This window comes from Pseudomonas sp. RA_5y_Pfl1_P24 (assembly GCF_963970945.1).
Classification (GTDB): domain Bacteria; phylum Pseudomonadota; class Gammaproteobacteria; order Pseudomonadales; family Pseudomonadaceae; genus Aquipseudomonas; species Aquipseudomonas tritici.
Genome location: NZ_CAXAOJ010000020.1, coordinates 44,774 through 71,114, shown reverse-complemented (window position 1 = coordinate 71,114; position 26,341 = coordinate 44,774). Strand labels below are relative to the sequence as shown.

Genomic DNA, 26,341 nt, shown 5'->3' with positions numbered 1-26,341 from the left:
CGCGTTGCGGGTGTAACAGGTCGGCGCGGATGTGCGCCTCATGATCTGCTGAGCGGGCCTGCTTCTGGCAGTCCCGATACAGCGGACTTTGGATTCTTCTGTCTCAGCCCCTTCAAGTCAAGCAATAATTGCGCTTTTTTCCAACTAAGCGCATGAGAACGTAGGAGAAAGGGGTTTGAGGAGGGATAAAACTCGCCTGAATGTCGTCAAGCGGTAGAAATGTGCGCAAGACTGCCGGAAAACCCGGCAGTCAGGCAATTAACGAGCGTCGGCGATCAGTTGGTCGAACTTTTTCAGCGCATTGCGCAAGCCGAGGCTTTCCAGCGGACGGTCAGCGTATACCATCTCCGCCATCTCCATGATCCCTGAAGCATTTGGCAATGGCAGGTCCTGCTCGAGGATCTGCTTCATGCGCACCAGGAAGATCCATTGCAGCCACTGGTGAAAGTCCAGGGTGTCTACCGAAAAGGGCTCAACGCTGCTGAGTGCCTCGACGCTGGGGGACATCTCGTCCCACCAGCCCTGCACGCGCAATTCGCGCTCAATCAGCAATAACTGTTCGGCAATTGCGGGAAAGCGTGCATCCATCAGAGGCTGACCTTGGCTTTCAGGCGAGCCTGGGCCGCGCCGGCTGCGTCACCTTGTGCAGCACGCGCGTCACCAATCAAGGCCCACAGACTGGCTTGCAGGTCTGGACGACCGTGAGCCAGGGTCAGGCCCCGACGGGCAAACTGCTCGGCTTGCGGCGCGTCGCCCTGGGCCATGCGTACTTGCGCCAAGCGATACAACACTTGAGGTTCGCGAGGTGCAACACGCTGGGCGCGCTCAAGGCTGGACGAAGCGCCGTTCAAATCACCCCCTGCCTGCTGTTGCTGGGCAGTGGTCAGCAGCGCCAGCACCGGGCCGTCCAATTGCTCATCAGCCGACAGGCCGCCCCCGCTGGAGGATGACGGAATACCACTTGGCGTCGACGGCATGTTGTAGGTGCCTTGATTGATCGGCGCCGCTTGAACCGGCGTGGAGTCAATCGGGCCCGAGGTGCTTGGCCCAGGTGTCCAGGGCTCAGCACTGATCGGCGCCGATGCCGCTGCGCCGCCGCCTGGCACCATCACCACCACGCCGGAATCCTGTGGCATGGCCTGGGTCGTTGCCTGCGCAGGACGCTTGGTCACGGTTTGACGGAACCCGCCATTGGCCGAAATCCGGTCGTTATTGGAGACGGCTGTGCTCGAGTCCACCACGGGAATGGAGCCGCGTTGAACGCTGGAGCAACCGCTGAGCAAAGCCAGAGCTGTAATAGCTGGAAACAACCATTTGTTCACTTGAAACCCTCTTTGCTTAATTCATCCAGCCCTTGACCCAATCCATCACCGATTCCGCGTCAGCAGGTGCACTGCCAGCGCATGCGGCACCGGGTGGCGGTTCGCTGCCGCGAATATACGGCATCTGCACCGCGCCCGGACAATTGGCATCGGAGCCTTGACCCGTGTGCGGATCAATCCAGGCCTGAACGATGTTATCCGGCTGCGGCATGTTCAACGGCAGCGGGTCGGCTTTGCGCATGAAACTGGTCCAGACCTGCAGCGCACCGGTAGCACCGGTGAACGGGGTCTTGCCGTTGTCGTCGCGCCCCAGCCACACCACCGCCAGCACGTCCTGGCCGAAGCCGGCAAACCAACTGTCGCGCGAATCGTTACTGGTACCGGTCTTGCCTGCCAATGTCAGGTTCGCCGGCAGCACGCTATAAACCGAACGCCCGGTACCTTCACGCATCACGCGCTGCATGGCGTTCTGGATCAGGTAGATGGAGCCCGCATCAAAACGTTGCTGAATCTGGAACGGGTAACGCTTGAGCGGCTCACCTTCGGCAGTCAACACGCTACGGATCCCGCGCATCGGTGTATTGAAACCACCGTTGGCCAGGGTCTGGTACATGGTTGCGACTTCCATCGGGGTCATCGCGCCAGCCCCCAGCAGGATCGACGGAAAGGCCGGGAACTCACGGGTAACCCCCAGTCGCGCGATCGTCTTGAGGACGTTCGGCACGCCGACTTCAAGGCCGAGGCGGGAAGTGGAGATGTTGTAGGAGTGCGCGATCCCTTGGTATAGGAACACCGTACCGTGGGAGCGACGGTCGAAGTTCTGTGGCGTCCACACCTGGCCATCAGCACCTTTGACCGACAATGGGTCATCCGACAGCCAGCTGGTCAGGGTGTATTTGCTCGGTTTTTCCAGGGCGGTCAGGTAGACGGCGGGCTTGACCAACGAGCCAATCGGCCGCACTGCATCCAGCGCACGGTTGAAACCGGCGAAGTTGGCCTGGCGACTGCCGATCATGGCCTGCACTTCACCGGTTTCCGGGTTGGTCACAACCATTGCCGCTTCGACTTCATCGGAGCCTTTACGGCCCTTGAGGCGCTTGAAGGTGTCATTGACGGACGCTTCGGCTTTCATCTGCAGGATCGGGTCGAAACTGGTGAAGATCCGCAGGCCTTCTTCGGTCAAGTCTTCATCGCGGTAGTCTTCACGCAGTTGGCGTTTGACCAGGTCGATAAAGCCTGGGAAGGAGCTGTCCGCCAGCTTGCCGCGGGTGGTTACACCCAGTGGCATTTTCTTCGCCGCAGCGACTTGGTCCGCCGTGGCAACGCCCTGTTGCTCAAGCACATCGAGCACCAGGTTACGACGTTCCAGTGCGCGCTCAGGGTTACGACGCGGGTTGTAGTAGGAAGGCCCCTTGACCATGCCCACCAGCAGCGCGACCTGATGCAGCTTCAATTCAGACAGCGGCTGGCCAAAGAAGAACTGGCTGGCCAAGCCAAAACCATGCACGGCGCGCTGGCCATCTTGGCCGACGAACACCTCATTGAGGTAAGCCTCGAGGATTTCCTGCTTGCTGTAATGCAGCTCCAGCAACATCGCCATCATGGCTTCGGTGAGCTTACGCGTCAGGCTGCGCTCATTGGTCAGATAGAAGTTCTTGACCAATTGTTGCGTGAGCGTGCTGCCGCCCTGGGTCATCTTACCGCCGGACGTATTCACCCAGATCGCGCGAGCAATCGACTTCGGCGAGACGCCCCAGTGGTGGTAAAAATCGCGGTCTTCGACGGCAACCAGTGTTTCCAGCAGGTACGGCGGCACCTGATCAAGCTTGATCAGAATGCGATCTTCAAGGTTTTTCGGGTAAATGCCGCCGATCATCAGCGGTTCCAGGCGAACCACGGGCAGCTTGGAGCCATTGAGCGACGACAACTCGGCTACGTAATCGCCGGAAAAGCGCACGCGCACCGGCTGGGCTTTTTCCAGGCCTTCGTAGAACTGGAAGCCACGGGTATTCAGGTCGACGGTGTTACCCGTGACGGCGGCCGAACCCGGACCGTTGCTCACGGGCTCGCGGCGGTAGCCCAAGGCGTCGAGCTCGGTCAGGAAGTCGTCCTTGCTCAGCTTCTGGCCGGTGAACAGCTCCAGTGGGCGCGCGTATACCTTGGCCGGAATGGTCCAGCGCTTGCCGGAGAATTTTTCCTGGACCACAGCGTCGAGGTACACCGCAAAGCCGGCGAGCACCACAAAGCCTACCAAGCCAAGCTTGAGCGCCCAGCCCAGCCAAGGGCGCAGGCCACGGGAGGGAGGTTTTTTACGGGAACGGGGAGATCGGGTTCGAGTCATGGCGGCGGATTATACGCACTTTATTGAGGATCAACATGAGCCGGACAGCGGTTTGCACGACCGGCCGCAGCAGCCATAATGCCCGCCATGTTTTTCCCCAGACTCTGAAGGATCGCCCGTGAGCCAGTCCCTGATCGCCGCCCTGCAAAACCCGGCTTTATACCCCCACCCGGTTGAAGCGTTCCAAGTCATCGAGACCCATATTTCCTGGGTCGTACTGACCGGTTCCTACGCCTATAAACTGAAGAAGCCGATGAACTTCGGCTTTTTGGATTTCACCGACTTGGAAAAACGCGGCCACTTCTGCCGGGAAGAACTGCGCCTCAACCAGCGCTTGACCGACGATTTGTATCTTGAAGTGTTGCCGATCACCGGCACTGCCGAAGCCCCGCAACTGGGTGGCGATGGCCCGGTCATCGAGTACGCGCTGAAAATGCGTCAGTTCCCACAAAGCCAATTGCTCAGTACCTTGCAAGCCAACGGCGAACTGACCAGCGCGCACATTGATGAGATGGCCAAGCAGATCGCGCACTTCCACCTCACCGCGCCGAAAGTCCCGCAAGAACACCCTGCCGGCACCCCGGACGAAGTGATGGCACCGGTTCGCCAGAACTTCGATCAGATCCGCCCGTTCCTCAGCGACAAGGCAGACCTGGCTCAACTGGACGCGCTGCACGCCTGGGCCGAAAGCAGCTTCGAGCGCCTCAAGCCGCTGTTCGCCCAGCGCAAGCTGGAGGGTTTCACCCGCGAATGCCACGGTGATATTCACTTGGGTAACGCAACCTTGATCGATGGCCACGTGGTGATCTTCGACTGCATCGAGTTCAACGAGCCTTTCCGCTTTACCGACGTGTACGCCGACACCGCCTTCCTGGCCATGGACTTGGAAGACCGTGGCCTCAAGTCCCTGGCGCGTCGCTTCATCAGCCAGTACCTGGAGCTGACCGGTGATTATCAGGGCCTGGAAGTCCTGAACTTCTATAAAGCCTACCGTGCGCTGGTACGCGCCAAGGTTTCACTGTTCAGCATGCCGAGCGAAGCCAGCCCGGTGCAGCGCGCGACGACCCTGCGCCAATACCGCAACTATGCCAACCTGGCGGAAAGCTACAGCACCATTCCATCGCGCTTCCTGGCGATTACCCACGGTGTTTCGGCTGTAGGCAAAAGCCACGTTGCCATGCGCCTGGTCGAAGCCTTGGGCGCTGTGCGCCTGCGTTCGGATGTGGAGCGCAAGCGCCTGTTCGGCGAGCAACATGTGGAAAACACGCATCAGGCCGGCATCTATGCAGCCGATGCCAGCGCGGCGACCTACGCGCGCTTAAATAAAATCGCCGACACCGTCCTTCGCGCAGGTTACCCAGTGGTGCTGGATGCGACCTTCCTTAAGCGTGAACAACGTGATGCAGCTGCCAAGATTGCTGAAGCCACTGGTGCACCCTTCCTGATCCTGGACTGCAATGCGCCTCAGGCCGTTATCTCAAGTTGGTTGGCGCAACGTCAGGCAGATAAAAACGACCCCTCCGACGCGACATTGACGGTTATCGAAGAACAGCACGCCAATCGCGACCCGCTGACAGCCGAGGAACTGCTCCTCAGCAAACGCGTCGAAACTAATGAAAGCGGGACCCTGGATGCCTTGGTCGCGCATATTCGCCAACGCTTGCCAGGCCTGTAAGAAAAATTTCTTGGTCGTGTCGTCTGCCAAGTCGCACGACCAAGCAATAGTGGCACTATAATGGCGTCATAAATCCAACAGGAGTCGCCTTCATGAGTCAGCCCAAGCTTCTTGATACTCCGCTTTACTCGCTCCTGCATAAAGACGATGTCCGCGGGTTTAACCAGGAACGCCCAGAAGACGGGGTCATCGACATGCGCGGTGGCGACTTCCGTGGGTTGGACCTGCGTGAGCTTAACGCCGCTGGCGTGGATTTTACCGACGCGTATTTCCGTTCCGCCGACTTGCGTGGCCTGGACCTGCGTGACTGCCCACTGGAAGGGGCTAGCCTGGCCCATGCGCAGATTTCCGGTACTTACTTCCCGCCAGAACTGACTGCGGACGAGATCCTTATGTCGGTCAATTTCGGCACCCGCCTACGCTACCGTACCCGCTAAACCCCCTGCCTCTACCCCGGTTTCGCATAGTCGAACCGGGGACTTCCCGCCTGCATGATTTAGTCATTCTCATAAGTCTTTAGGCCGTTTCCGACTAAAGAACTACGCTTTTCCTACTGAGCGCTACACTCCTGTTCAGGCTTGCCTGGTCACGATACCCACCGAACCATTCGGCCGTCGCAAGGAGGCTTGATGAACGATGAGCTGCAACACCTGAAAAACCTCGGCAAGACGTCAGCACAGTGGCTGCATGCGGTGGGGATCCACAGTGCGTCCGACTTGCGTCGCCTGGGCGCGGTCGATGCTTACCGAGCCGTGCGGACGCGCGGGTTCCGTGCGTCAAAAGTGCTGCTGTATGCCATCGAAGGGGCATTGATGGATGTGCACTGGAACGACATTCCTGCCGAGCGCAAGGAAGCGTTGAACCGTCAATTGGACGCTCTGTCGACACGCCAGAAAAATTAGCTCGACTATAAAACCCAACATTTACAGGCATTGCGAACATACGTTTGAGAAAACGCGGAAGACATGCAAAAACAAATGTTGACTCTCAAATGAGAATCGTTATGATTATCACAACTGGTCGCGAGATCAGCCGATAACTGAAAGACCATTGGTTCGGACTCTCAGATTATCTCCTCATCAGGCTAATCACGGTTATTTGACCCGGCTCTTGCCGGGTCTTTTTTTGTCTGTCAAAACCTAGCGCGCAATAATCAACGGATGCCCACGTTCCGGATGGGGTTGCACGAGCACATCCAGACCAAACACCGCTTTCAGCGGCTCAGGCTGCATTACCTGCGCCGGTGTATCCAGGGCATGGGGACGCCCCGCCTCCAGCAATAGAATTCGATCACAGTAACGCGCCGCCAGGTTCAGGTCATGAAGGATCACCAGCACTGCCGCCCCTCGATCAGCAAAGGTCCGAATGGCCTGCAAGGTCGTATGTTGGTGCAATGGGTCCAGCATTGACGTCGGCTCATCCAGCAACAACGTCTGCCCGGCTTCACCTGGCCATAACTGCGCAAGCACGCGCGCGAGATGAACGCGTTGACGCTCCCCGCCAGACAACGCCAGGTAGCTGCGACCGCTCAAGTGACCCACATCTGCCGCCTGCAAGGCGGCCTCGATAATCTCGTCGTCGCGCACTCGCCCAGTGTGATGTGGCAAGCGCCCCATGCCGACAACCTGTTCGACGCGGAACGCAAAGTCCAGCGTCGACGTCTGTGGCAAGACCGCGAGGCGCTGCGCCCGCTGCGCGCCACTCCATTCGCTCAACGGTCGTTGATCCAGCCAGACCTTGCCCTGATCGGGATGCAGTTCACCGCACAACGCTCCTAGCAACGTGCTTTTACCCGCGCCATTTGGGCCCAATACGCCAAGCACTTCGCCCGCCAATAAATCGAGGGTGACATTCGCCAACACAATTTTGCGCCCGCGACAGATCTGCAAGTCTTCCACACGCAGCATCAGGCACGCCCCCGCAACAACAGGTAAAGAAAAAACGGAGCGCCTATAAACGCAGTGACGATGCCGATCGGCAGTTCAGCCGGCGCCAAGGCAAGACGCGCTACCAGATCGGCAAACAACAGCAGGCTTGCACCCGCCAATACGGATGCTGGCAACAGCACCCGATGATCCGGCCCCGTCAGCAATCTCACCAGATGCGGTACCACCAGGCCCACGAAGCCAATCAGGCCCGCTGCGGCCACGGCTGCGCCCACCCCCAAAGCCGTGCAGAAGACCAGCTCACGCTTAAGCCTTTCCACATCAATCCCAAGGTGATTGGCTTCTGACTCGCCGAGCAGCAATGCATTCAACGCCTTCGCTCGGCGCGGCAACCACAGCGCCACGCCCGCGCTCACCAGCAACAGCGGCCATAACCGTGAATAGCTGGCGCCGTTTAGGCTGCCCAGGTTCCAGAACGTCAGGGTGCGCAAGGTGGCGTCATCGGCCAGGTAGGTAAACAGGCCCACCGCAGAACCGGCGAGGGCTGTAAGGGCAATGCCGGCAAGCAGCATCGTCGCGACATTGGTTTGGCCGTTGCGCCGCCCCAGTCGATAGACCAATGCGGTGACGCCCAGCCCGCCGAGGAATGCGCACAGCGACAACAAGTACGGCCCGAACGCATCCGGCAAACCGCCCAAAAACGAAGCACCGACAATCGCCACTGCAGCCCCCAACGCCGCACCGCTGGAAACCCCGACTAACCCAGGATCAGCCAGAGGGTTGCGGAACAATCCCTGCATCGCCACTCCCGACAAAGCCAACACACCGCCGACCGCCAACCCCATCAGCGTACGCGGCAAACGGATCTGCCCCAGGATCAGCTCAGCCTGCTCCAGCCCCTGTGCCTGAATAGGCAGCCCCATCAGTCGCAACGCGGCGTTGAGGGTATCCAGCCATGGCAAGCTGACCGGCCCCAACGCCAGCGAGAGCCAGATAGCCAATACACACAACAGCGCCAGCCCAATAAACAACGCCTTCGGTTTAACCAACGTGGTCATGGGGTAGGCTTAGCCTGGGACGGATAGAACCCGGCAGACAGCTCTGCCAGGCTTTGCGGCAGGCGCGGTCCAAGCCCGCCGACCAACAAGGTGGTGTCCACCTCAAACACCCGCCCATTCTTAGCCGCCGGTGTGGAAGCCAGGATCGGGTTCTCTTTGAATAGCGCCGCACGCGCCGCATCACCACTAAGGGCACGGTCAGCAAACACAAGAACCTCCGGGCTCAACCCCGCCAACGACTCCACCGAAAAAGGTTTGTAACCACTATGGGTCGCCAGATTGCGCCCGCCCGCCTGTCGCAACATCCAATCAGCCGCGGTGTCTTTGCCCGCGATCAACGGCTTGCCGCCTGCATGCCCGAGCAGCAGCAGTACACCTGGCGCATTTTGGGTGGACTGAGCCTTGGCAACCCAACGCTTTTGCTGATTCAGCGCCTGCTCATATCCGGCAAACAATTCGGTGGCCTTGGCGTCACTGCCCAGCAACTTGCCCAAGTGCTGAAGATTGCCTTTTAACGCAGACAAGTCCGGTTGCGCTGAGAACATCTCCACCTGCACGCCCGCGCTACGAATCTGCGCCAGTACAGGCGGTGGGCCCATTTCTTCAGTCCCCACCAGCACTTGCGGGCGCAAACTCAGGATGCCTTCAGCCGACAACTGTCGCTGGTACCCAATGCTCGGCAACGCCTTGAGGGATTCGGGATGCTGACTGGTGGTATCGACCCCCACCAATTTTGACTCACCGCCCAGGACCGTCACCCATTCCGACAGCGCCCCACCGGCACTTACCCAGCGTTGTGGCAGTTCAGAGGCTTGGGCCCCATGGTTGACCAGCAGTCCGACAACAAGCGCGATAGCGCTGGCACTCAGGCGCATAACAGGGTTTCCTTCCAGGGGCAGGGCCGCTCAAGCACTCATCGACGTGACAGAAAACGCTTGCCCTGCATCGTAATGAGCACCCGCACAGCTAACGAACGAAGCCGGCATTTGATAATTGTTTGCATTTGAACGTCAAGGCACTTAAGGACTGAAATGAAGTTTCTCTGCTCCTCCGACACCCTCGCGCCAGACAGCAGCCTCGGTTTTGACATCGACGGCTGCAAGCTGTTGGCCGTGCGCCGAGACGGCGTGCCCTACTTCTATATCAACCGCTGCCCCCATCGCGGTGTTCCACTGGAATGGCAACCCGATCAGTTCCTCGACTCCAGCGCCAGCCTGATCCAATGCGCCACCCACGGCGCTCTGTTCCTGATCGAAAGCGGCGAGTGCATCGCCGGCCCTTGCGCCGGCCAAAGCCTCACCCCCCTGCTTGGCCGCGAAGACGCCCAAGGCCTTTGGGTGGAACTCTAGTCGAGTAGCACGTCCAACCGTCGATCTACACAGATTTCTTCTGATGTAACCCGCACGCCATAGGCCAGCACTTCAACCCCCGCCGCCTTGGCTTCACGTAGCGCAGAGGCGTAACCGGCGTCGATCTCCACGGCCGGGCGCACTGCATCAATCCCCGAGAGATTGACGCAATACAATTGCACTGCCCGCACGCCCTCGCGCGCCAGATGGGCCAGTTCGCGCAAATGCTTGGCGCCGCGCTGGGTCACCGCATCGGGGAAGGCGGCAACCGAGGAGCCATCAAAGCCCAGGGTCACGCTTTTGACTTCAACGTAGGCCGCGCCGTCGGGATACTCCAGGCGAAAGTCGATGCGACTTTTCTCCTGACCGTAGGGTACTTCGCGCTTCAAGGCGGTGAAGCCATTGAGTTCGGTAATTACCCCAGCACGCAATGCCTCCTCGACCAACTGATTGGCACGCGCCGTGTTCACGCACGCCAGACGGCCCTGGGGTGTCTCGGCGATTTCCCAGGTGCCGGGCAACTTGCGTTTGGGGTCATTGGAGCGGCTGAACCAGACCTGCCCGCCTTCGACCATGCAATTGAGCATCGAGCCGGTATTAGGGCAATGAATGGTCATCAACTCGCCGCTAACGGTTTCGATATCGGTGAGAAAACGCTTGTAACGGCGAATCAGCCGCGCTTCTTCGAGGGGAGGATTAAAGCGCATCAGCCTTGCCAACTCCGCAAGCCACGTGCGATCCGCTCCACTGCTTCCTGTAACCGATCGAGGTTTTGCGTGTAGGCAAAGCGCACATGGTGGCCGGCTTTATAGCGGCCAAAATCCAGGCCTGGGGTAAATGCCACATGCTCGGTTTCGAGGAAGTGGCGACAGAATGCGAAGGCATCACCGCCGAACGCGCTTATATCGGCATACAAATAGAATGCGCCTTCCGGCTCGACGGCAATACCGAATCCCAGCTCGCGCAAGGCTGGCAGCAGGAAGTCGCGACGGCGACCAAATTCTGCCCGGCGCTCTTCCAGAATGTTCAGGGTTTGTGGAGTGAAGCAGGCCAGCGCCGCGTGCTGCGCCATGCTTGGCGCACTGATGTAGAGGTTTTGCGCCAGTTTCTCCAATTCACCCACAGCGTCAGGCGGCGCAACCAACCAACCCAGCCGCCAGCCGGTCATGCCGAAATACTTCGAAAAACTATTCAGGACGAAAGCATCATCGTCGACTTCCAGCACGCTGGCTGCGTCCGTGCCGTAGGTCAGGCCATGGTAAATCTCATCCACCACCAGATGGCCGTTGCGCGCTTTGATTGCGCCGGAAAGACCGGCCAATTCGTCGCGGGTCAGGATCGTCCCAGTCGGGTTGGCTGGCGACGCTACCAGCGCGCCCACACTGTCCTGGTCCCAGTGCTTGGCTACCAGGCCGGCGGTCAACTGATAGCGCACCTCGGGGCCAACCGGCACCAGTTGCGCCGCGCCCTCCACCAATCGCAGGAAGTGGCGATTACAGGGGTAGCCTGGATCTGCGAGCAACCAATGCTTGCCCGGGTCCACCAACAGGCTGCTGGCCAGCAACAAGGCACCGGAACCACCAGGGGTGATCAAAATACGCTGGGGGTCAACGTTCAGCCCGTAGCGCAGCTGATAGAAACCGCTGATGGCTTCGCGCAGTTCCGGCAGTCCGCGGGCCGCGGTGTAACGGGTCTTGCCATTGGCCAATGCTGCCTGGCCGGCTTGGATGATCGGCTCAGCGGTAGTGAAATCCGGCTCCCCGATTTCCAGGTGGATCACGTCATGCCCGGCGGCCTGCAGCTCATTGGCCCGCGCCAGCAATGCCATGACATGAAAAGGTTCGATGGCGCGACTGCGCGCACTGTAGGGCTGAGCCATTAGCCTTCCTTAACGGTAGGGACAAAATCTGGATTCTACCGAACCCGCGCCGTAAAACATGTTCTATTGCCTGCCCGGCGGCCTGTACGGATCGGGCAAGCGCTTGCAAAACGACTAAAATCAACACTCGAGGCAACACATACCCAGCAATGGCGGGCTGATGTAGTTTGCAACCCCTTAGCCATGGGCCTCGACAACCGGGAGTGGCGCACCCCGAATCTATCTGGTAAGTTCGCCCGCTTGCAGCCGCAGGGCCGGCAGGTGTCGGTGACGTTGCAATCCTGCGCAATGGATTAGAAGAGTGAGAGGCGGTCTATTCATGTCCACCCAAGCAAAGCAACAGCAGACTCAAGGCCTCAACGGCTTCGAACCTTACGTAGAGAAGAAAGGTGAGGAGTACATGGGCGAGCCCATGCGCGAGCACTTCACCAAAATCCTGAACAAGTGGAAACAGGACTTGATGCAGGAGGTCGACCGCACCGTTGACCATATGAAGGACGAAGCAGCCAACTTCCCTGATCCGGCCGACCGTGCGAGCCAGGAAGAAGAATTCGCCCTTGAACTGCGCGCCCGCGATCGCGAGCGCAAGTTGATCAAGAAGATCGACAAGACGCTGCAGCTGATCAAGGACGAAGAATACGGCTGGTGCGAATCCTGCGGTGTCGAGATCGGTATCCGTCGCCTGGAAGCCCGCCCAACCGCGGACCTCTGCGTGGACTGCAAGACCTTGGCCGAAATCAAGGAAAAACAGGTCGGCAAGTAATCCCGCCGAGCTGAACGAATGGGGCGTGCAAACGCCCCATTTTTGTTTCTGGCATTTACCGAATTTCCAGTAGTATCCGGCCCATGACAGCCTCTACCTATATCGGGCGTTTCGCCCCCACGCCCAGTGGCCACTTGCATTTCGGCTCGCTGGTCGCCGCTCTCGCCTCCTACCTTGATGCCCGCGCCAATAACGGCCGCTGGTTGATGCGCATGGAAGACCTCGACCCACCCCGTGAAGCGCCCGGCGCCCAAGCCGCGATTCTGCACGCACTGGAAAGCTACGGCTTTGAATGGGACGGTGAACTGGTCCGACAAAGCGAGCGGCACGAAGCCTACGCCAAAGTGCTGAACGACATGTTCAACCAAGGCCTGGCCTACGCCTGCACCTGCTCACGCAAACAACTGGAACCCTACAACGGGATCTACCCAGGCCTGTGTCGCAATGCCGGTCACGATCAGCAGGACGCCGCCATCCGCTTGCGTGTTCCTGAGCTTGCGTACCACTTTACCGACCGTGTTCAGGGCGAATTCCGACAGCACCTGGGACGCGATGTAGGCGATTTCGTCATCCGTCGCCGAGATGGCCTTTATGCCTATCAACTGGCTGTGGTGCTCGACGATGCATGGCAAGGTGTTACCGACATCGTGCGCGGCGCTGACCTGCTCGACTCCACGCCACGCCAACTCTACTTGCAAGAGTTGCTCGGCCTGCGCCAACCGCGCTACCTGCACGTGCCGCTGATCATCCAGCCGGACGGTAACAAGCTGGGCAAATCCTATCGTTCCCCACCGTTGACGCCCGACCAGGCCACGCCTTTGCTACTGAGAGCCCTTCGCGCCCTCGGCCAGCAACCCGGCGCCGAACTGTTGCACGCCAGCCCACGAGAACTGCTGGATTGGGGCATTTCGCACTGGGATGCGACAAAGATCCCGCGTGCACTCACGCTGGCCGAAGCGCAATTGAGCTGAAGGCGCTTGCAGCTTGCCAAGCATCCGTTACCATCGCCGCAGTTTTTCAATCAGAGGCCAACATGTACATCTATCGATTGGTCCTGCTGCTGGTCGTCGGGATCTACCTGTTTTCTCCCGCCATCATGGATTGGTGGATCGACGCCACGGGCGCCTGGTATCGCCCTTATTTGCTGTGGCTGATTCTGATCGTCGTGACTTTCATCCTGCAGAGCCAAAAAGATGCCGATGAGCTTTAGCCTCACGCAGATGCTGCTGATAAGCGCCGCCTATCTGGCCGCGTTGTTCGGCGTCGCCTGGATCAGTGAGCGCGGAATGATTCCGCGGGCGATCATTCGCCATCCGTTGACCTACACCTTGTCCCTGGGCGTGTATGCCAGTGCCTGGGCCTTTTACGGCACCGTCGGCCTGGCTTATCAATACGGTTATGGCTTTCTTTCCAGCTATCTCGGGGTGTCCGGCGCGTTTCTGCTGGCGCCGGTGTTGCTGTACCCGATCCTGAAGATCACCCGCACTTATCAATTGTCATCCTTGGCCGACCTGTTTGCCTTCCGCTTTCGCAGCACCTGGGCCGGCGCACTGACCACCATTTTCATGTTGATCGGTGTATTGCCGTTGCTGGCCCTGCAAATCCAGGCCGTGGCCGACTCCATCAGCATCCTCACCCGCGAGCCGGTGCAACATAGAGTCGCCCTGGCGTTCTGCGCGCTGATCAGCCTGTTCACGATTTTCTTCGGCTCGCGCCATATCGCCACCCGTGAGAAACACGAAGGCCTTGTGTTTGCGATTGCCTTCGAGTCGGTGATCAAGCTGATCGCCATTGGCGGCGTCGGCCTCTATGCGCTGTACGGTGTGTTCGACGGCCCGCAACAGTTGGAGTTGTGGCTGCTGCAAAACCAGACCGCCCTCGCCGCCCTGCACACGCCCCTGCAGGAAGGCCCATGGCGCACGCTGCTGCTGGTGTTCTTCGCCTCGGCGATCGTGATGCCGCACATGTACCACATGACCTTCACCGAAAACCTCAACCCGCGCTCGCTGGTCAGCGCCAGCTGGGGTTTGCCGCTGTTCCTGCTGTTGATGAGCCTGGCTGTGCCGCTGATCCTGTGGGCGGGCCTGAAACTGGGGGCAACCACCAACCCGGAATACTTCACCCTCGGCATCGGCATTGCCGCCAACAGCCCGGCGTTGGCACTGCTGGCTTACGTCGGCGGTTTGTCAGCGGCCAGCGGGTTGATCATCGTCACGACCCTGGCGCTTTCGGGCATGGCACTCAACCATTTGGTATTGCCGCTTTACCAGCCGCCGGCTGAAGGCAACATCTACCGCTGGCTGAAATGGACGCGCCGCGCGCTGATTGTTGCGATCATCATGGCCGGATACGGTTTCTACCTGCTGCTGGGCGCCGGGCAAGACCTGGCCAACCTGGGTATCGTTGCCTTTGTCGCCACCTTGCAGTTCCTGCCGGGTGTGTTGTCGGTACTGTACTGGCCGACCGCCAATCGCCGTGGGTTTATCGCCGGCTTGCTGGCGGGGATCCTGGTGTGGGTCGTGACCATGCTGCTACCGCTGGTCGGCAACCTGCAGGGCTTCTACATTCCGTTGCTGAACATGATTTACGTGCTGGATGACACCAGTTGGCACATGGCGGCGATTGCGTCCTTGGCCGCCAACGTCTTGATGTTCACCCTGATCTCGCTGTTCACCAACGCAAGCCCGGAAGAAACCAGCGCAGCCGAAGCCTGTGCGGTGGATAACGTGCGTCGCCCGCAACGGCGTGAATTGCATGCGGCCTCGCCCCAGGAGTTCGCCACGCAACTGGCCAAGCCTTTGGGCGCCAAGGCAGCGCAAAAGGAAGTCGAACAGGCGCTGCGCGATCTCTACCTGCCGTTCGACGAACGCCGCCCCTACGCGCTGCGTCGTTTACGTGATCGTATCGAAGCCAACCTGTCGGGGCTGATGGGGCCGAGCGTGGCCCAGGACATGGTGGAAACGTTCCTGCCCTATAAGGCCGGCGGCGAAAACTATGTCACCGAAGACATCCATTTCATCGAGAGCCGGCTGGAGGATTACCACTCCCGCCTCACTGGTCTCGCCGCCGAACTCGACGCCCTGCGCCGCTACCACCGCCAGACCCTGCAGGAACTGCCCATGGGCGTGTGTTCCCTGGCCAAGGATCAAGAGATCCTGATGTGGAACAAGGCCATGGAAGAGCTCACGGGCATCCCCGCACAACGCGTCGTCGGTTCACGCCTCAATACCCTGGGCGAGCCGTGGAAAGAATTGCTGCAAGGTTTTATCAACTTGCCCGACGAGCACTTGCACAAGCAGCATCTGGCCCTCGACGGCCAGACACGCTGGCTCAACCTGCACAAGGCCGCCATCGATGAACCCCTCGCCCCCGGTAACAGCGGCCTGGTGTTGCTGGTGGAAGACCTGACCGAAACCCAGATGCTCGAAGACAAGCTGGTGCACTCCGAGCGCCTGGCCAGTATCGGTCGACTGGCAGCGGGGGTGGCCCATGAAATCGGTAATCCGATCACCGGTATCGCGTGCCTGGCGCAGAATCTAAGGGAAGAGCGAGAAGAAGACGGCGAAATTACCGAGATCAGCGGGCAAATCCTCGAACAGACCAAGCGCGTCTCGCGGATCGTGCAGTCGCTGATGAGCTTCGCCCACGCAGGCGGCCATCAGAACCAGGACGAAGCCGTGTGCCTGGCCGAAGTGGCGCAGGATGCCATAGGCTTGCTCGCCTTGAACCGGCGTAATTTCGAAGTACAGTTTTTCAACTTGTGCGACCCGGACCACTGGGTAGATGGCGACTCACAACGCCTGGCTCAAGTGCTGATCAACCTGCTGTCCAACGCCCGCGATGCGACCCCCGCCGGCAGCGCGGTACGCGTCAAGACCGAGGCTTTCGAACATACGGTCGATCTGATCGTCGAAGATGAAGGTAGCGGTATTCCACAGAACATCATGGACCGATTGTTCGAACCCTTCTTCACCACCAAGGACCCGGGTGAAGGTACCGGTCTGGGCCTTGCACTGGTCTATTCCATCGTTGAAGAGCATTATGGACAAATCACCATCGACAGCCCGGCTGACACAGAAAGCCAACGCGGCACCCGTATTCGGGTGACCTTGCCGCGTCATGTCGAAGCGACGTCCGCTGTGAACTGAGACCGTCGAGAGAATTGAATCAATGCCGCACATTTTGATCGTCGAAGACGAAACCATTATCCGCTCTGCCTTGCGTCGCCTGCTTGAACGAAATCAGTACCAAGTCAGCGAAGCCGGCTCTGTGCAGGAAGCCCAGGAGCGATTCAGCATTCCCACGTTCGACCTGATTGTCAGTGACCTGCGCCTGCCTGGCGCACCTGGCACTGAGTTGATCAAGCTCGGCCAAGGCACCCCGGTGCTGATCATGACCAGCTACGCCAGCCTGCGTTCGGCGGTGGACTCCATGAAGATGGGCGCGGTGGACTACATCGCCAAGCCTTTCGACCATGACGAAATGCTCCAGGCGGTGGCGCGTATTTTGCGCGACCGTCAGTCGGTCAGCAGCGCGCCTGCCGAACAGCGTCCCGCCAGCAAAGCTGCCGACAAGCCAGGGGTTGATAACAGCAATGGCGAAATCGGCATCATCGGTTCGTGCCCGCCCATGCAGGATCTGTACAGCAAGATCCGCAAAGTCGCGCCGACTGACTCCAATGTATTGATCCAAGGCGAATCAGGCACCGGTAAAGAACTGGTGGCCCGCGCCCTGCACAATCTGTCCAAGCGTGCCAAGGCGCCGATGATTTCGGTGAACTGCGCGGCCATCCCTGAATCCCTGATCGAGTCCGAACTGTTCGGTCACGAGAAAGGCGCGTTCACCGGCGCCAGCGCCGGGCGTGCGGGCCTGGTGGAAGCGGCGGACGGTGGCACCTTGTTCCTCGATGAAATCGGCGAACTGCCATTGGAAGCCCAAGCGCGTTTGCTGCGCGTGCTGCAGGAAGGTGAGATTCGCCGTGTCGGTTCGGTGCAATCGCAAAAGGTCGACGTGCGCCTGATTGCGGCCACCCACCGTGACCTGAAAAGCCTGGCCAAGATCGGGCAGTTCCGTGAAGACCTGTATTACCGCCTGCACGTGATCGCCCTCAAGCTGCCGGCACTGCGTGAACGCGGCGCCGACGTCAACGAGATCGCCAGCGCGTTCCTGCTTCGCCAGAGCGCACGCATCAACCGTACCGACCTGAAGTTTGCGCCGGATGCCGAGCAGGCGATTCGGCATTACTCGTGGCCGGGTAACGTGCGGGAACTGGAAAATGCGGTCGAGCGCGCGGTAATTCTGTCGGAAAGCCCGGAGATTTCCGCCGAGCTGCTGGGCATCGATATCGAACTGAGCGACTTGGACGACGACGACTTCATCGGCCTGGCCCCACAACCGGGCGGCGGTAGCAATACCAGCCATGAGCCGACGGAAGATTTGTCGCTGGAAGATTACTTCCAGCATTTTGTCCTTGAGCATCAGGACCATATGACCGAGACCGAGCTGGCACGCAAACTGGGCGTGAGCCGCAAGTGCCTGTGGGAACGCCGCCAGCGCCTGGGCATTCCACGGCGCAAGACCGGTGTGGCCAGCGAGAGTTGAGGGTGCGCCCCCACAGGTAACACCCACAGATGTGAAAAAACTGTTACCGCGGATATTTCGCGTAACAAAAGCCGGGGCTTACGGTAACGAAGCCCCGGCTTTTTTTGGTCCATCAAACACCCGAAAGCACCTCAATACCCCGGATTTGCTGGACGGCGCAAAAGTTGGCACGCACCCTGCTATATGCTTAGTACAAAAACAATAACAAGCTTAGTACAAGACAATAAAAATAAGACGAATCGACTCACGCATAACAAAAACAACACGGCGGAGGCGCAGCTAACTGATTCTTTTGGAGAGGCGTTGCATTTGGGGCTTACCCCGCAACCAGGCCGAGAACAACAAAAACTGCCCTAAGGCAGAGCCTGAACTGGTTGGATCGTAGATCAGCAACACAGCAACCAAAGCAATCCGTTTGCTCTTGACTCCCGATTGGGAGTGTCATGAAGGTGAAGCTTCATGGCGAGGGCGATCAACAAAAACAAGAAGCCCGCAACCAATAATAAAAATAGAGCACGCAACTACTTCTGGGGGAGCTTCGGCTCCCCTTGTAGTTTCTGCGAATTGGCTTTCCAGCAATCTCTTGAAGCTTTTGGCTTGGGGCTTGCAGCTTGTTCCTACACCATCCCCTGACTAAATGCTAGAATCCCCGCCCATCATGCGGTCATTCTTCGTTATGGCCGAACATTCCTTCAAACAGTGCATCCCATGCTGAAGAAGTTGTTCCAGTCATTCCGTTCTCCCTTGCGTCGTACGCAACACATTCGCAGCACGCCTGAAGTGCTTAACAGCAATCAGCATTCATTGCAGCGCGCTCAATTCAGCCGTTATGCAGTGAACATCGTCGAACGTTTGCAGAACGCCGGCTACCAGGCTTATCTGGTGGGTGGCTGCGTACGTGACATGCTGCTCAATATCACGCCGAAAGACTTCGACGTCGCCACCAGCGCCACGCCTGAGCAAGTGCGTGCCGAATTCCGCAATGCGCGGATCATCGGCCGGCGCTTCAAGCTGGTGCATATCCACTTCGGTCGCGAAATCATCGAAGTGGCGACGTTCCGTGCAGGCCACCCGCAGAACGATGAAGAGGAAGACACCAATCAATCTTCCCGCAACGAAAGCGGGCGCATCTTGCGCGACAACGTCTATGGCACCCTGGAAGAAGACGCGCAGCGACGCGACTTCACCATCAACGCCCTGTATTACGACCCGGTCAGCGAGCGCATCCTCGATTACGCCAATGGCGTACACGATATTCGTAATAACCTGATCCGCCTGATCGGCGACCCGGTACAACGCTACCAGGAAGACCCGGTGCGCATGCTGCGGGCCGTGCGTTTCGCCGCCAAGCTGAACTTCGGCATCGAGAAGCACACCGCCGCGCCGATTCGCGAACTGGCACCGATGCTGCGCGAGATTCCCTCGGCACGCCTGTTCGAGGAAGTGCTCAAGCTGTTCCTCTCGGGCTACGCCGCCGACACCTTTGAAATGCTGGTGGACCTGCAGTTGTTCGACCCACTGTTCCCGGCCAGCGCCGAGGCTTTGGAACACAACCCGACGTACACCCACACCTTGATCAGCGAAGCGCTGATCAACACCGACCTGCGCATCAAGCAGAACAAGCCGGTCACCCCGGCGTTCCTGTTTGCCGCTTTGTTGTGGCCAGCCCTGCCAAAACGCGTACTGCGCCTGCAGGATCGTGGCATGCCGCCGATTCCAGCCATGCAAGAAGCCGCGCATGAGTTGATCGTCGAGCAGTGCCAACGCATCGCCATTCCCAAACGCTTCACCCTGCCGATCCGCGAGATCTGGGACATGCAAGAGCGCCTGCCACGTCGCAGCGGCAAACGCGCCGATCTGTTGCTGGATAACCCGCGCTTCCGCGCCGGCTACGACTTCCTGCTGCTGCGCGAAAGCGCCGGCGAGCAGACCGACGGCCTGGGCGAATGGTGGACCGACTATCAGGACGCCAATGACAGCGAGCGCCGCGACATGATTCGTGACCTCGGCAGCAAAGGCGATGGCGAAGGCGCTGGCCCTAAGAAGCGTCGACGCAGCAGCACCAAACGCAAGCGCAGTTCGGCTGACGCCTCGGGCGCTGCAGGCGAATAAACGTGGAACGTATCTACATCGGCATGGGCAGCAATCTGGCTGCCCCGGATCAGCAATTGCGCAGCGCTATCGAAGCGCTGGCACAATTGCCAGGCACCACCGTTGCTGGCGTCTCCGCCTTTTATCAAAGTGACTCCCTGCTCCCAGGCCAACCGCGCTACACCAATGCGGTTGCTGCCTTGGACAGTAGCCTTGCGCCCCTTGAACTGCTGGATGCGCTGCAAGCCATCGAGAACGATCAAGGCCGCGAACGCCTTGAGCGTTGGGGCCCGCGCACTCTCGACCTGGACATCCTGCTGTTTGGCGATCGCCTGATCGACGAGCCGCGCCTCAAGGTGCCGCACTATCAAATGCACCTGCGGGCGTTTGTGCTGTATCCACTGGCCGAGCTGGCGCCCGCCGCGCTGCAACTGCCCGACGGTCAAATGCTCAGCGACTTGCTGGCCGCCTGCCCGTTTCTCGGCCTGGAACGCTTGCCCCAAGACTGACTGGGTCAATGTGGGAGCCTGCGCACTTAAAATCGCTTTCCCACTTGCTGAATCGCGTCAGTAACAGCGGTAACACAGCCATCGTAACAATGCGGTAACACATCCAATTGACTTCCCGTGCCCTCCTCACGACTATAGGCGTCCCGCTGCCGCCAACCCGGCGCTAAAGGGCGCAATCCAGGCCTTATAAGCACTGCTCTCAAGACAGTGCGCCTGAATAAACGAAGACTCACGCGCGTTACTCGCTGTTTCCAAGCGCCTGAACGAGGACCCTTTTCATGCCAGACATTACCCTGACCACCTTGCAGAGCCTCAAGCTCAAGGGTGAAAAAATCACCATGCTGACCTGCTATGACGCCACGTTCGCCCACGCCAGCTGCCAGGCCGGGGTTGAAGTGTTGCTGGTGGGCGACTCCCTGGGCATGGTTCTTCAAGGGAATGACAGCACCCTGCCCGTCACCACCGATGAATTGGCGTACCACACGGCCAGCGTCAAGCGCGGCAACGACGGCGCGTTTATCATCGCCGACCTGCCGTTCATGGGTTACGCGACGCTCGAACAGACTTTCCAGAATGCCGGCAAGTTGATGCAAGCCGGTGCGCACATGATCAAAGTTGAAGGCGCGGTGTGGCTTGCCGAATCGATCCGCCTACTGGCGGAACGTGGTGTGCCGGTGTGCGCACACATGGGCCTGACGCCACAGTCGGTGAACCTCCTCGGCGGCTACAAGGTACAGGGCCGCAATGAGGCGCAGGCACGGCAGATGCGTGCCGATGCAATCGCCCTGGAACAAGCAGGCGCTGCAATGATCCTGCTCGAGTGCGTGCCGAGCGAACTGGCCGCCGAAATCACCCAGGCCGTCAAAGTGCCAGTCATCGGTATCGGCGCGGGTTCCGCAACCGATGGCCAGGTGCTGGTGTTACATGACATGCTCGGCCTGTCGATCACCGGCCGCGTGCCAAAATTCGTTAAGAATTTCATGATTGGCCAGGCCAGTATCCACGACGCATTGAGCGCCTATGTTGCTGAAGTCAAAGGCGTAACGTTCCCTGGCGCCGAACACGGATTCTCTGCATGAACACCGTAAAAACCGTACGCGAATTGCGTGCTGCCGTGACTCACGCCCGCAGCGCCGGCAAGCGCATAGGCTTTGTGCCGACCATGGGCAACTTGCACAGCGGTCACGCCACACTGGTGACCAAGGCAGCCCAGCAGGCGGACTTCGTCGTCGCCAGCATCTTCGTCAACCCGCTGCAATTCGGCGCCGGTGAAGACCTGGACAAATACCCGCGCACCTTGGCTGCCGACCAGGGAAAGCTGCTGCAAGCCGGTTGCAGTCTATTGTTCGCACCTACTGTCGAAGAAATGTACCCCGGGGGCATGACCGGCCAAACTCGCGTCAGCGTGCCGCAACTGTCCGAAGGCCTGTGCGGCGCCAGCCGCCCGGGGCATTTCGAAGGTGTGGCAACGGTGGTCAGCAAACTGTTCAACATGGTCCAGCCGGACACGGCCGTGTTTGGCCAGAAGGATTACCAGCAACTGGCCGTGATCCGCGCCATGGTCCATGACCTGAATATGCCGATCCAGATCATCGGCGAACCCACCGTGCGCGCCGACGACGGCCTTGCGCTGTCGTCACGCAACGGCTACCTCACCGACGAGCAACGCGCTATTGCGCCGGTGCTGTACGGCTGCCTCACCCTGATCGCTGCTGCGATCAAAGCCGGTGACCACGACTTCGCGACGTTGCGCGCCGAACAGGTCCAGCAAATCGAAGCCGCCGGGTTGCGCCTGGACTACCTCGAGGTACGCCAGGGTGTGCATCTGCGCCCGGCCACTGCCGAGGATCGGGATATCGTCATTCTGGTAGCCGCCTACCTGGGCGCCACTCGCCTCATCGACAACCTGCATCTGACCCTCGACTGACCCCCTTGCAGTTGCCCTTCTCGCTGCGTCAATAAAAAGTGCCGGTGCAAAAAAGTACCGGCATAAGCGCAGACAAAACCAAGACATATCGACACGCTAGGTTTAATGTAATCGCCCTGCGCTATGGTTAGCGCTGTCCCGAACCCATTCCTTGATGAAAGACTGGACGTTCCGGGCTCAGAAGTGTCCTAAAGGCAGTCCCCGTAATAAAAGGAAACCCGCAGCGATGGCGTACTACCGCACTCCTCATGACGTTACCGCTCTGCCCGCCTGGCAAGCGCTCAATCAACACCGCCAAGCCATGCAGGATTTCAGCATGCGCGAAGCGTTCAATGCCGATCCTCAGCGCTTTTCCCAGTTCACCTTGAGCAGCTGCGGACTTTTCCTCGATTACTCGAAAAATCTGATCACCAGCGAAACCCGCGACCTGCTGGTGGCCCTGGCAAAGGAAGTGAATCTCAAAGGCGCGATCGATGCGCTGTACGCAGGCGAGCCAGTCAACTCCTCCGAAGGCCGCCCTGCCCTGCACACCGCCTTGCGCCGCCCAGTGGGTGACAAGCTGTCGGTCAACGGCGTGAACATCATGCCGGACGTGCACAAGGTGCTGAACCAGATCACTGACCTGGTCGGCCGCATCCACGACGGTTTGTGGCGTGGCTACACCGAGAAGCCGATCACCGACGTAGTGAACATCGGTATCGGCGGCTCGTTCCTCGGCCCGGAGCTGGTTTCCGAGGCGCTGTTGTCCTACGCGCATAAAGGCGTGCGCTGCCATTACCTGGCAAACATTGACGGCAGCGAGTTCCACGAGCTAACCATGAAGCTGCGCGCCGAGACCACCCTGTTTATCGTCTCGTCGAAATCCTTCAACACCCTGGAAACCCTGAAAAACGCCCAGGCCGCCCGCGCCTGGTACCTGGCCCAGGGTGGCTCGGAAGCCGAGCTGTATCGCCACTTCATCGCCGTGTCGAGCAACAACGCGGCCGCCGTGGCTTTCGGTATCCGCGAAGAGAACATCTTCCCGATGTGGGACTGGGTCGGCGGCCGTTACTCGCTGTGGTCAGCCATCGGTTTGCCCATCGCCTTGGCCATCGGCATGTCCAACTTCAAGGAACTGCTGTCCGGTGCCTACACCATGGACCAGCATTTCCAGAACGCGCCATTCGAAGCCAACATGCCGGTGCTGCTGGGCTTACTGGGCGTGTGGTATGGCAACTTCTGGGGTGCGCAAAGCCATGCGATCCTGCCGTACGACCACTACCTGCGTAACATCACCAAACACTTGCAGCAGTTGGACATGGAATCAAACGGCAAAAGCGTGCGGCAGGACGGCACGCCAGTGTCTACCGATACCGGCCCGGTGATCTGGGGCGGCGTGGGCTGCAACGGTCAGCATGCTTACCACCAGTTGCTGCACCAAGGGACCCAACTGATCCCGGCCGACTTCATCGTGCCAATCGTCAGCTTCAACCCGGTGTCCGACCACCATCAGTGGCTGTATGCCAACTGCTTGTCCCAGAGCCAGGCGCTGATGCTCGGCAAGACCCGCAGCGAAGCCGAAGCCGAGTTGCGCGACAAGGGCATCTCGGAAGAAGAAGTGCAGAAACTTGCGCCGCACAAGGTGATCCCGGGCAACCGTCCGAGCAACACCCTTGTGGTCGAGCGTATCAGCCCGCGTCGCTTGGGCGCGCTGGTTGCCATGTATGAGCACAAAGTGTTCGTGCAGAGCGTGATCTGGGGTATCAACGCCTTCGACCAATGGGGCGTGGAACTTGGCAAAGAGCTGGGCAAGGGCGTCTACAACCGCCTGACCGGTGCCGAGGAAACCCTGGCTGACGATGCGTCGACTCAGGGCCTGATCAACTACTTCCGTGGTCGTCACCGCGGCTGATTCAGGTATTGCAGGGCCAACGTCCATTTGGAGGTTGGCCTTGAACCCTCCCCCTGCAGGGTGCATCTTTATGACTTGTGGCTAAAACAAGAATAAGGATCGCTCATGTTCGATATCAGCACGTTCCCCACCGCCGATGCCGTCCGCCGGGCTGCGCAACTCAATCAAGAGGACTATCAACGCCTCTATCGCCAATCCATCGATCAACCGGACACGTTCTGGGCTGAACAGGCCAAAGGCTTTCTCGACTGGATAACCCCTTGGCACACCGTTCAACGCTCAGACATCAAGACCGGTGCTGCGCAATGGTTTGCCGGCGGCCAATTGAACGTCAGCTACAACTGCATCGACCGCCACCTGGCGCAACGCGCCGATCAGCCGGCCTTCATCTGGGAAGGCGATGATCCGACAAATTCTTCCAAAATCACGTACCGCCAACTGCACCAGAACGTCAGCCGCCTGGCCAATGTGCTGAAAAGCCGCGGCGTGAAGAAAGGCGACCGGGTGTGCATCTACATGCCGATGATCCCGGAAGCAGCCTACGCCATGCTCGCCTGCACGCGGATTGGCGCGGTGCATTCCGTGGTGTTTGGTGGCTTCTCGCCGGACGCCCTGCGCGACCGTATTCTCGACGCAGACTGCCGCACCGTGATCACCGCTGACGAAGGCGTGCGCGGCGGTAAGCCAGTGGCGCTGAAACAGAATGTCGACAAAGCCCTGACCAACTGCCCGAACGTCAGTACGGTGCTGGTGGTGGAACGCACGGGTGCGACCGTTAACTGGACCGAAGCCCGCGACCTCAAGTATCAACAGGCTCTGGATGCCGCAAGCGACGACTGCCCGCCCGAGCCGATGGACGCCGAAGACCCGCTGTTCATCCTCTACACCTCCGGCAGCACCGGTAAACCCAAGGGCGTCCTGCACACCACGGGCGGTTACCTGCTGCAAGCGGCGATGACCTTCAAATACGTGCTCGACTACCGCGACGGCGAAGTGTTCTGGTGCACAGCCGATGTGGGCTGGGTCACCGGTCACAGTTACATCGTGTACGGCCCGCTGGCCAATGGCGCGACCTCGCTGATATTCGAAGGCGTACCAAGCTACCCGGACAGCTCGCGCTTCTGGCAGGTCATCGACAAGCACAAGGTCAACATCTTCTACACCGCGCCCACTGCCTTGCGCGCGTTGATGCGCGAAGGCCACGGCCCGCTGGAGAACACGTCCCGCGCCAGCCTGCGCTTGCTGGGCAGCGTCGGCGAACCGATCAACCCGGAAGCCTGGGACTGGTACTTCAACGCGGTGGGCGAACAGCGCTGCCCGATTGTGGATACCTGGTGGCAAACCGAGACCGGCGGCATCATGCTCAGCCCACTGGTCAGCGCCCAGCGGATCAAACCCGGTTGTGCCACCCAGCCGATGTTCGGCGTACAACCCGTATTGCTTGACGAGCAAGGCAAGGAATTCAGCGGCGCCGGCAGCGGTGTGCTGGCGATCAAAGCCAGCTGGCCCGGGCAGATCCGCAGTGTGTACGGCGATCCGCAGCGCATGATCGACACCTATTTCAAACCCTACCCCGGTTACTACTTCACCGGCGACGGCGCGCGACGCGACGAAGACGGCGATTATTGGATCACTGGCCGCATTGACGATGTGATCAACGTGTCCGGCCACCGTATCGGCACCGCCGAGGTGGAGAGCGCGCTGGTCCTGCATGACTTGGTGGCCGAAGCCGCCGTGGTGGGTTACCCCCACGACGTCAAAGGCCAGGGCGTCTATGCGTTTGTCACGCCCATGAATGGGGTGGAACCCGACGACGCGCTGAAAGAGCACCTGCTGGCGTTGGTCAGCAAGGAAATCGGCAGCTTTGCCAAGCCGGAACTGATCCAATGGGCCCCGGCCTTGCCGAAAACCCGTTCCGGCAAGATCATGCGCAGGATTTTGCGCAAGATCGCCTGCAACGAACTCGACAGCCTCGGTGATACCTCGACCCTGGCCGACCCGAGCGTCGTAGAGAGTTTGATCGACAAACGCCTGAACCGATAGGAAGCC

General features: G+C 59.7%; 23 protein-coding genes. 15 read left to right on the top strand and 8 right to left on the bottom strand.

Annotated elements, in window-relative coordinates:
* Positions 1-258: 258 nt before the first annotated feature.
* From AACY30_RS25585 to mrcB, 3 genes are read right to left on the bottom strand one after another with little or no spacing between them, the layout of a single operon-like run.
* Positions 259-588: a YqcC family protein gene (locus AACY30_RS25585; RefSeq protein WP_065875696.1), complete on the bottom strand. Its 330-nt coding sequence runs from the start codon at positions 586-588 to the stop codon at positions 259-261.
* Entirely contained in the window at positions 588-1,322 is a 735-nt protein-coding gene (locus AACY30_RS25580; RefSeq protein WP_339420318.1) for a tetratricopeptide repeat protein, read from the bottom strand. The genes AACY30_RS25585 and AACY30_RS25580 overlap by 1 nt, the downstream gene beginning before the upstream one ends.
* Positions 1,323-1,338: 16 nt before the next feature.
* Positions 1,339-3,663, bottom strand: coding sequence for a penicillin-binding protein 1B (mrcB, locus tag AACY30_RS25575; RefSeq protein ID WP_339420317.1), 2,325 nt, complete (start codon positions 3,661-3,663; stop codon positions 1,339-1,341).
* Between the two features lie 118 nt (positions 3,664-3,781).
* On the opposite strand from mrcB, the gene AACY30_RS25570 reads away from it, so the two are divergent.
* The 3 genes from AACY30_RS25570 (at position 3,782) to AACY30_RS25560 (ending at position 6,240) form a co-directional block, all read left to right on the top strand.
* Complete coding sequence (locus AACY30_RS25570; RefSeq protein WP_339541314.1) at positions 3,782-5,338, top strand: bifunctional aminoglycoside phosphotransferase/ATP-binding protein; 1,557 nt, start codon at positions 3,782-3,784, stop codon at positions 5,336-5,338.
* 92 nt (positions 5,339-5,430) lie between these two features.
* Positions 5,431-5,775, top strand: a complete 345-nt coding sequence (locus tag AACY30_RS25565) for a pentapeptide repeat-containing protein (protein WP_339420315.1) — start codon at positions 5,431-5,433, stop codon at positions 5,773-5,775.
* Positions 5,776-5,967: 192 nt separating this feature from the next.
* A complete protein-coding gene (locus tag AACY30_RS25560) occupies positions 5,968-6,240 on the top strand; it encodes a TfoX/Sxy family protein (protein WP_092248424.1) in 273 nt (90 codons plus the stop codon).
* Positions 6,241-6,477: 237 nt separating this feature from the next.
* On the opposite strand, the gene AACY30_RS25555 is transcribed toward AACY30_RS25560, so the two are convergent.
* Genes AACY30_RS25555 through AACY30_RS25545 form a run of 3 tightly spaced genes read right to left on the bottom strand, consistent with a single transcriptional unit; the run spans position 6,478 to position 9,157 of the window.
* Positions 6,478-7,245: a heme ABC transporter ATP-binding protein gene (locus AACY30_RS25555; RefSeq protein ID WP_339471755.1), complete on the bottom strand. Its 768-nt coding sequence runs from the start codon at positions 7,243-7,245 to the stop codon at positions 6,478-6,480.
* Positions 7,245-8,282, bottom strand: coding sequence for a FecCD family ABC transporter permease (locus AACY30_RS25550; RefSeq protein ID WP_339541313.1), 1,038 nt, complete (start codon positions 8,280-8,282; stop codon positions 7,245-7,247). The genes AACY30_RS25555 and AACY30_RS25550 overlap by 1 nt, the downstream gene beginning before the upstream one ends.
* A complete protein-coding gene (locus AACY30_RS25545) occupies positions 8,279-9,157 on the bottom strand; it encodes a heme/hemin ABC transporter substrate-binding protein (RefSeq protein WP_339471753.1) in 879 nt (292 codons plus the stop codon). Before AACY30_RS25545 ends, AACY30_RS25550 begins: the two co-directional genes overlap by 4 nt.
* A 156-nt stretch (positions 9,158-9,313) precedes the next feature.
* On the opposite strand from AACY30_RS25545, the gene AACY30_RS25540 reads away from it, so the two are divergent.
* Positions 9,314-9,631: a Rieske (2Fe-2S) protein gene (locus tag AACY30_RS25540; RefSeq protein ID WP_339420311.1), complete on the top strand. Its 318-nt coding sequence runs from the start codon at positions 9,314-9,316 to the stop codon at positions 9,629-9,631.
* Here the strand turns inward: AACY30_RS25540 and sfsA are convergent.
* A complete protein-coding gene (sfsA, locus tag AACY30_RS25535; protein WP_339541312.1) occupies positions 9,628-10,338 on the bottom strand; it encodes a DNA/RNA nuclease SfsA in 711 nt (236 codons plus the stop codon). The two genes, AACY30_RS25540 and sfsA, sit on opposite strands and share 4 nt — an antisense overlap.
* Positions 10,338-11,510 (bottom strand): pyridoxal phosphate-dependent aminotransferase, encoded by a 1,173-nt coding sequence (locus AACY30_RS25530; protein WP_339471752.1) that lies wholly within the window; start codon positions 11,508-11,510, stop codon positions 10,338-10,340. The genes sfsA and AACY30_RS25530 overlap by 1 nt, the downstream gene beginning before the upstream one ends.
* A gap of 319 nt (positions 11,511-11,829) precedes the next feature.
* Here AACY30_RS25530 and dksA point away from each other — a divergent pair, with 319 nt between their 5' ends.
* The 11 genes from dksA to acs all read left to right on the top strand — a co-directional run bounded on the left by dksA (position 11,830) and on the right by acs (position 26,335).
* Positions 11,830-12,273, top strand: coding sequence for an RNA polymerase-binding protein DksA (gene dksA / locus AACY30_RS25525; RefSeq protein WP_025857127.1), 444 nt, complete (start codon positions 11,830-11,832; stop codon positions 12,271-12,273).
* Between the two features lie 83 nt (positions 12,274-12,356).
* Positions 12,357-13,244 carry a tRNA glutamyl-Q(34) synthetase GluQRS gene (gluQRS, locus tag AACY30_RS25520; protein WP_339420308.1) on the top strand — a complete coding sequence of 296 codons (888 nt, stop codon included), beginning with the start codon at positions 12,357-12,359 and terminating at the stop codon, positions 13,242-13,244.
* A 62-nt stretch (positions 13,245-13,306) separates the two neighbouring features.
* Entirely contained in the window at positions 13,307-13,483 is a 177-nt protein-coding gene (locus AACY30_RS25515) for a hypothetical protein (protein ID WP_003176118.1), read from the top strand.
* Entirely contained in the window at positions 13,467-16,421 is a 2,955-nt protein-coding gene (locus AACY30_RS25510) for a sensor histidine kinase (protein WP_175402993.1), read from the top strand. Before AACY30_RS25515 ends, AACY30_RS25510 begins: the two co-directional genes overlap by 17 nt.
* Positions 16,422-16,443: 22 nt before the next feature.
* The gene (locus AACY30_RS25505; protein ID WP_339471750.1) at positions 16,444-17,874 is read left to right on the top strand and encodes a sigma-54-dependent transcriptional regulator; all 1,431 of its coding nucleotides are present in this window, start codon (positions 16,444-16,446) and stop codon (positions 17,872-17,874) included.
* A gap of 708 nt (positions 17,875-18,582) precedes the next feature.
* Complete coding sequence (locus AACY30_RS25500; protein ID WP_065875682.1) at positions 18,583-19,986, top strand: polynucleotide adenylyltransferase PcnB; 1,404 nt, start codon at positions 18,583-18,585, stop codon at positions 19,984-19,986.
* Between the two features lie 2 nt (positions 19,987-19,988).
* Positions 19,989-20,474: a 2-amino-4-hydroxy-6-hydroxymethyldihydropteridine diphosphokinase gene (gene folK / locus AACY30_RS25495; protein ID WP_339471749.1), complete on the top strand. Its 486-nt coding sequence runs from the start codon at positions 19,989-19,991 to the stop codon at positions 20,472-20,474.
* Positions 20,475-20,752: 278 nt separating this feature from the next.
* Positions 20,753-21,553 (top strand): 3-methyl-2-oxobutanoate hydroxymethyltransferase, encoded by an 801-nt coding sequence (gene panB / locus AACY30_RS25490; protein ID WP_049711503.1) that lies wholly within the window; start codon positions 20,753-20,755, stop codon positions 21,551-21,553.
* A complete protein-coding gene (gene panC / locus AACY30_RS25485) occupies positions 21,550-22,401 on the top strand; it encodes a pantoate--beta-alanine ligase (protein WP_339541311.1) in 852 nt (283 codons plus the stop codon). The genes panB and panC overlap by 4 nt, the downstream gene beginning before the upstream one ends.
* A gap of 226 nt (positions 22,402-22,627) precedes the next feature.
* Positions 22,628-24,292 carry a glucose-6-phosphate isomerase gene (gene pgi / locus AACY30_RS25480; protein ID WP_339420303.1) on the top strand — a complete coding sequence of 555 codons (1,665 nt, stop codon included), beginning with the start codon at positions 22,628-22,630 and terminating at the stop codon, positions 24,290-24,292.
* Between the two features lie 105 nt (positions 24,293-24,397).
* Positions 24,398-26,335 (top strand): acetate--CoA ligase, encoded by a 1,938-nt coding sequence (gene acs / locus AACY30_RS25475; RefSeq protein WP_339471745.1) that lies wholly within the window; start codon positions 24,398-24,400, stop codon positions 26,333-26,335.
* The last annotated feature ends 6 nt before the right edge of the window (positions 26,336-26,341 follow it).

Excerpts from the sequence above, each read along its gene's own strand:
- sfsA (WP_339541312.1), bottom strand. The coding sequence starts at position 10,338 with ATGCGCTTTAATCCTCCCCTCGAAGAAGCGCGGCTGATTCGCCGTTAC.
- mrcB (WP_339420317.1), bottom strand. The coding sequence starts at position 3,663 with ATGACTCGAACCCGATCTCCCCGTTCCCGTAAAAAACCTCCCTCCCGT.
- panC (WP_339541311.1), top strand. The coding sequence starts at position 21,550 with ATGAACACCGTAAAAACCGTACGCGAATTGCGTGCTGCCGTGACTCAC.
- AACY30_RS25585 (WP_065875696.1), bottom strand. The coding sequence starts at position 588 with ATGGATGCACGCTTTCCCGCAATTGCCGAACAGTTATTGCTGATTGAG.
- AACY30_RS25505 (WP_339471750.1), top strand. The coding sequence starts at position 16,444 with ATGCCGCACATTTTGATCGTCGAAGACGAAACCATTATCCGCTCTGCC.
- AACY30_RS25515 (WP_003176118.1), top strand. The coding sequence starts at position 13,307 with ATGTACATCTATCGATTGGTCCTGCTGCTGGTCGTCGGGATCTACCTG.
- AACY30_RS25550 (WP_339541313.1), bottom strand. The coding sequence starts at position 8,282 with ATGACCACGTTGGTTAAACCGAAGGCGTTGTTTATTGGGCTGGCGCTG.
- acs (WP_339471745.1), top strand. The coding sequence starts at position 24,398 with ATGTTCGATATCAGCACGTTCCCCACCGCCGATGCCGTCCGCCGGGCT.
- AACY30_RS25565 (WP_339420315.1), top strand. The coding sequence starts at position 5,431 with ATGAGTCAGCCCAAGCTTCTTGATACTCCGCTTTACTCGCTCCTGCAT.
- gluQRS (WP_339420308.1), top strand. The coding sequence starts at position 12,357 with ATGACAGCCTCTACCTATATCGGGCGTTTCGCCCCCACGCCCAGTGGC.
- AACY30_RS25555 (WP_339471755.1), bottom strand. The coding sequence starts at position 7,245 with ATGCTGCGTGTGGAAGACTTGCAGATCTGTCGCGGGCGCAAAATTGTG.
- AACY30_RS25560 (WP_092248424.1), top strand. The coding sequence starts at position 5,968 with ATGAACGATGAGCTGCAACACCTGAAAAACCTCGGCAAGACGTCAGCA.
- AACY30_RS25500 (WP_065875682.1), top strand. The coding sequence starts at position 18,583 with ATGCTGAAGAAGTTGTTCCAGTCATTCCGTTCTCCCTTGCGTCGTACG.
- AACY30_RS25545 (WP_339471753.1), bottom strand. The coding sequence starts at position 9,157 with ATGCGCCTGAGTGCCAGCGCTATCGCGCTTGTTGTCGGACTGCTGGTC.
- AACY30_RS25530 (WP_339471752.1), bottom strand. The coding sequence starts at position 11,510 with ATGGCTCAGCCCTACAGTGCGCGCAGTCGCGCCATCGAACCTTTTCAT.
- AACY30_RS25510 (WP_175402993.1), top strand. The coding sequence starts at position 13,467 with ATGCCGATGAGCTTTAGCCTCACGCAGATGCTGCTGATAAGCGCCGCC.
- panB (WP_049711503.1), top strand. The coding sequence starts at position 20,753 with ATGCCAGACATTACCCTGACCACCTTGCAGAGCCTCAAGCTCAAGGGT.
- AACY30_RS25540 (WP_339420311.1), top strand. The coding sequence starts at position 9,314 with ATGAAGTTTCTCTGCTCCTCCGACACCCTCGCGCCAGACAGCAGCCTC.
- dksA (WP_025857127.1), top strand. The coding sequence starts at position 11,830 with ATGTCCACCCAAGCAAAGCAACAGCAGACTCAAGGCCTCAACGGCTTC.
- pgi (WP_339420303.1), top strand. The coding sequence starts at position 22,628 with ATGGCGTACTACCGCACTCCTCATGACGTTACCGCTCTGCCCGCCTGG.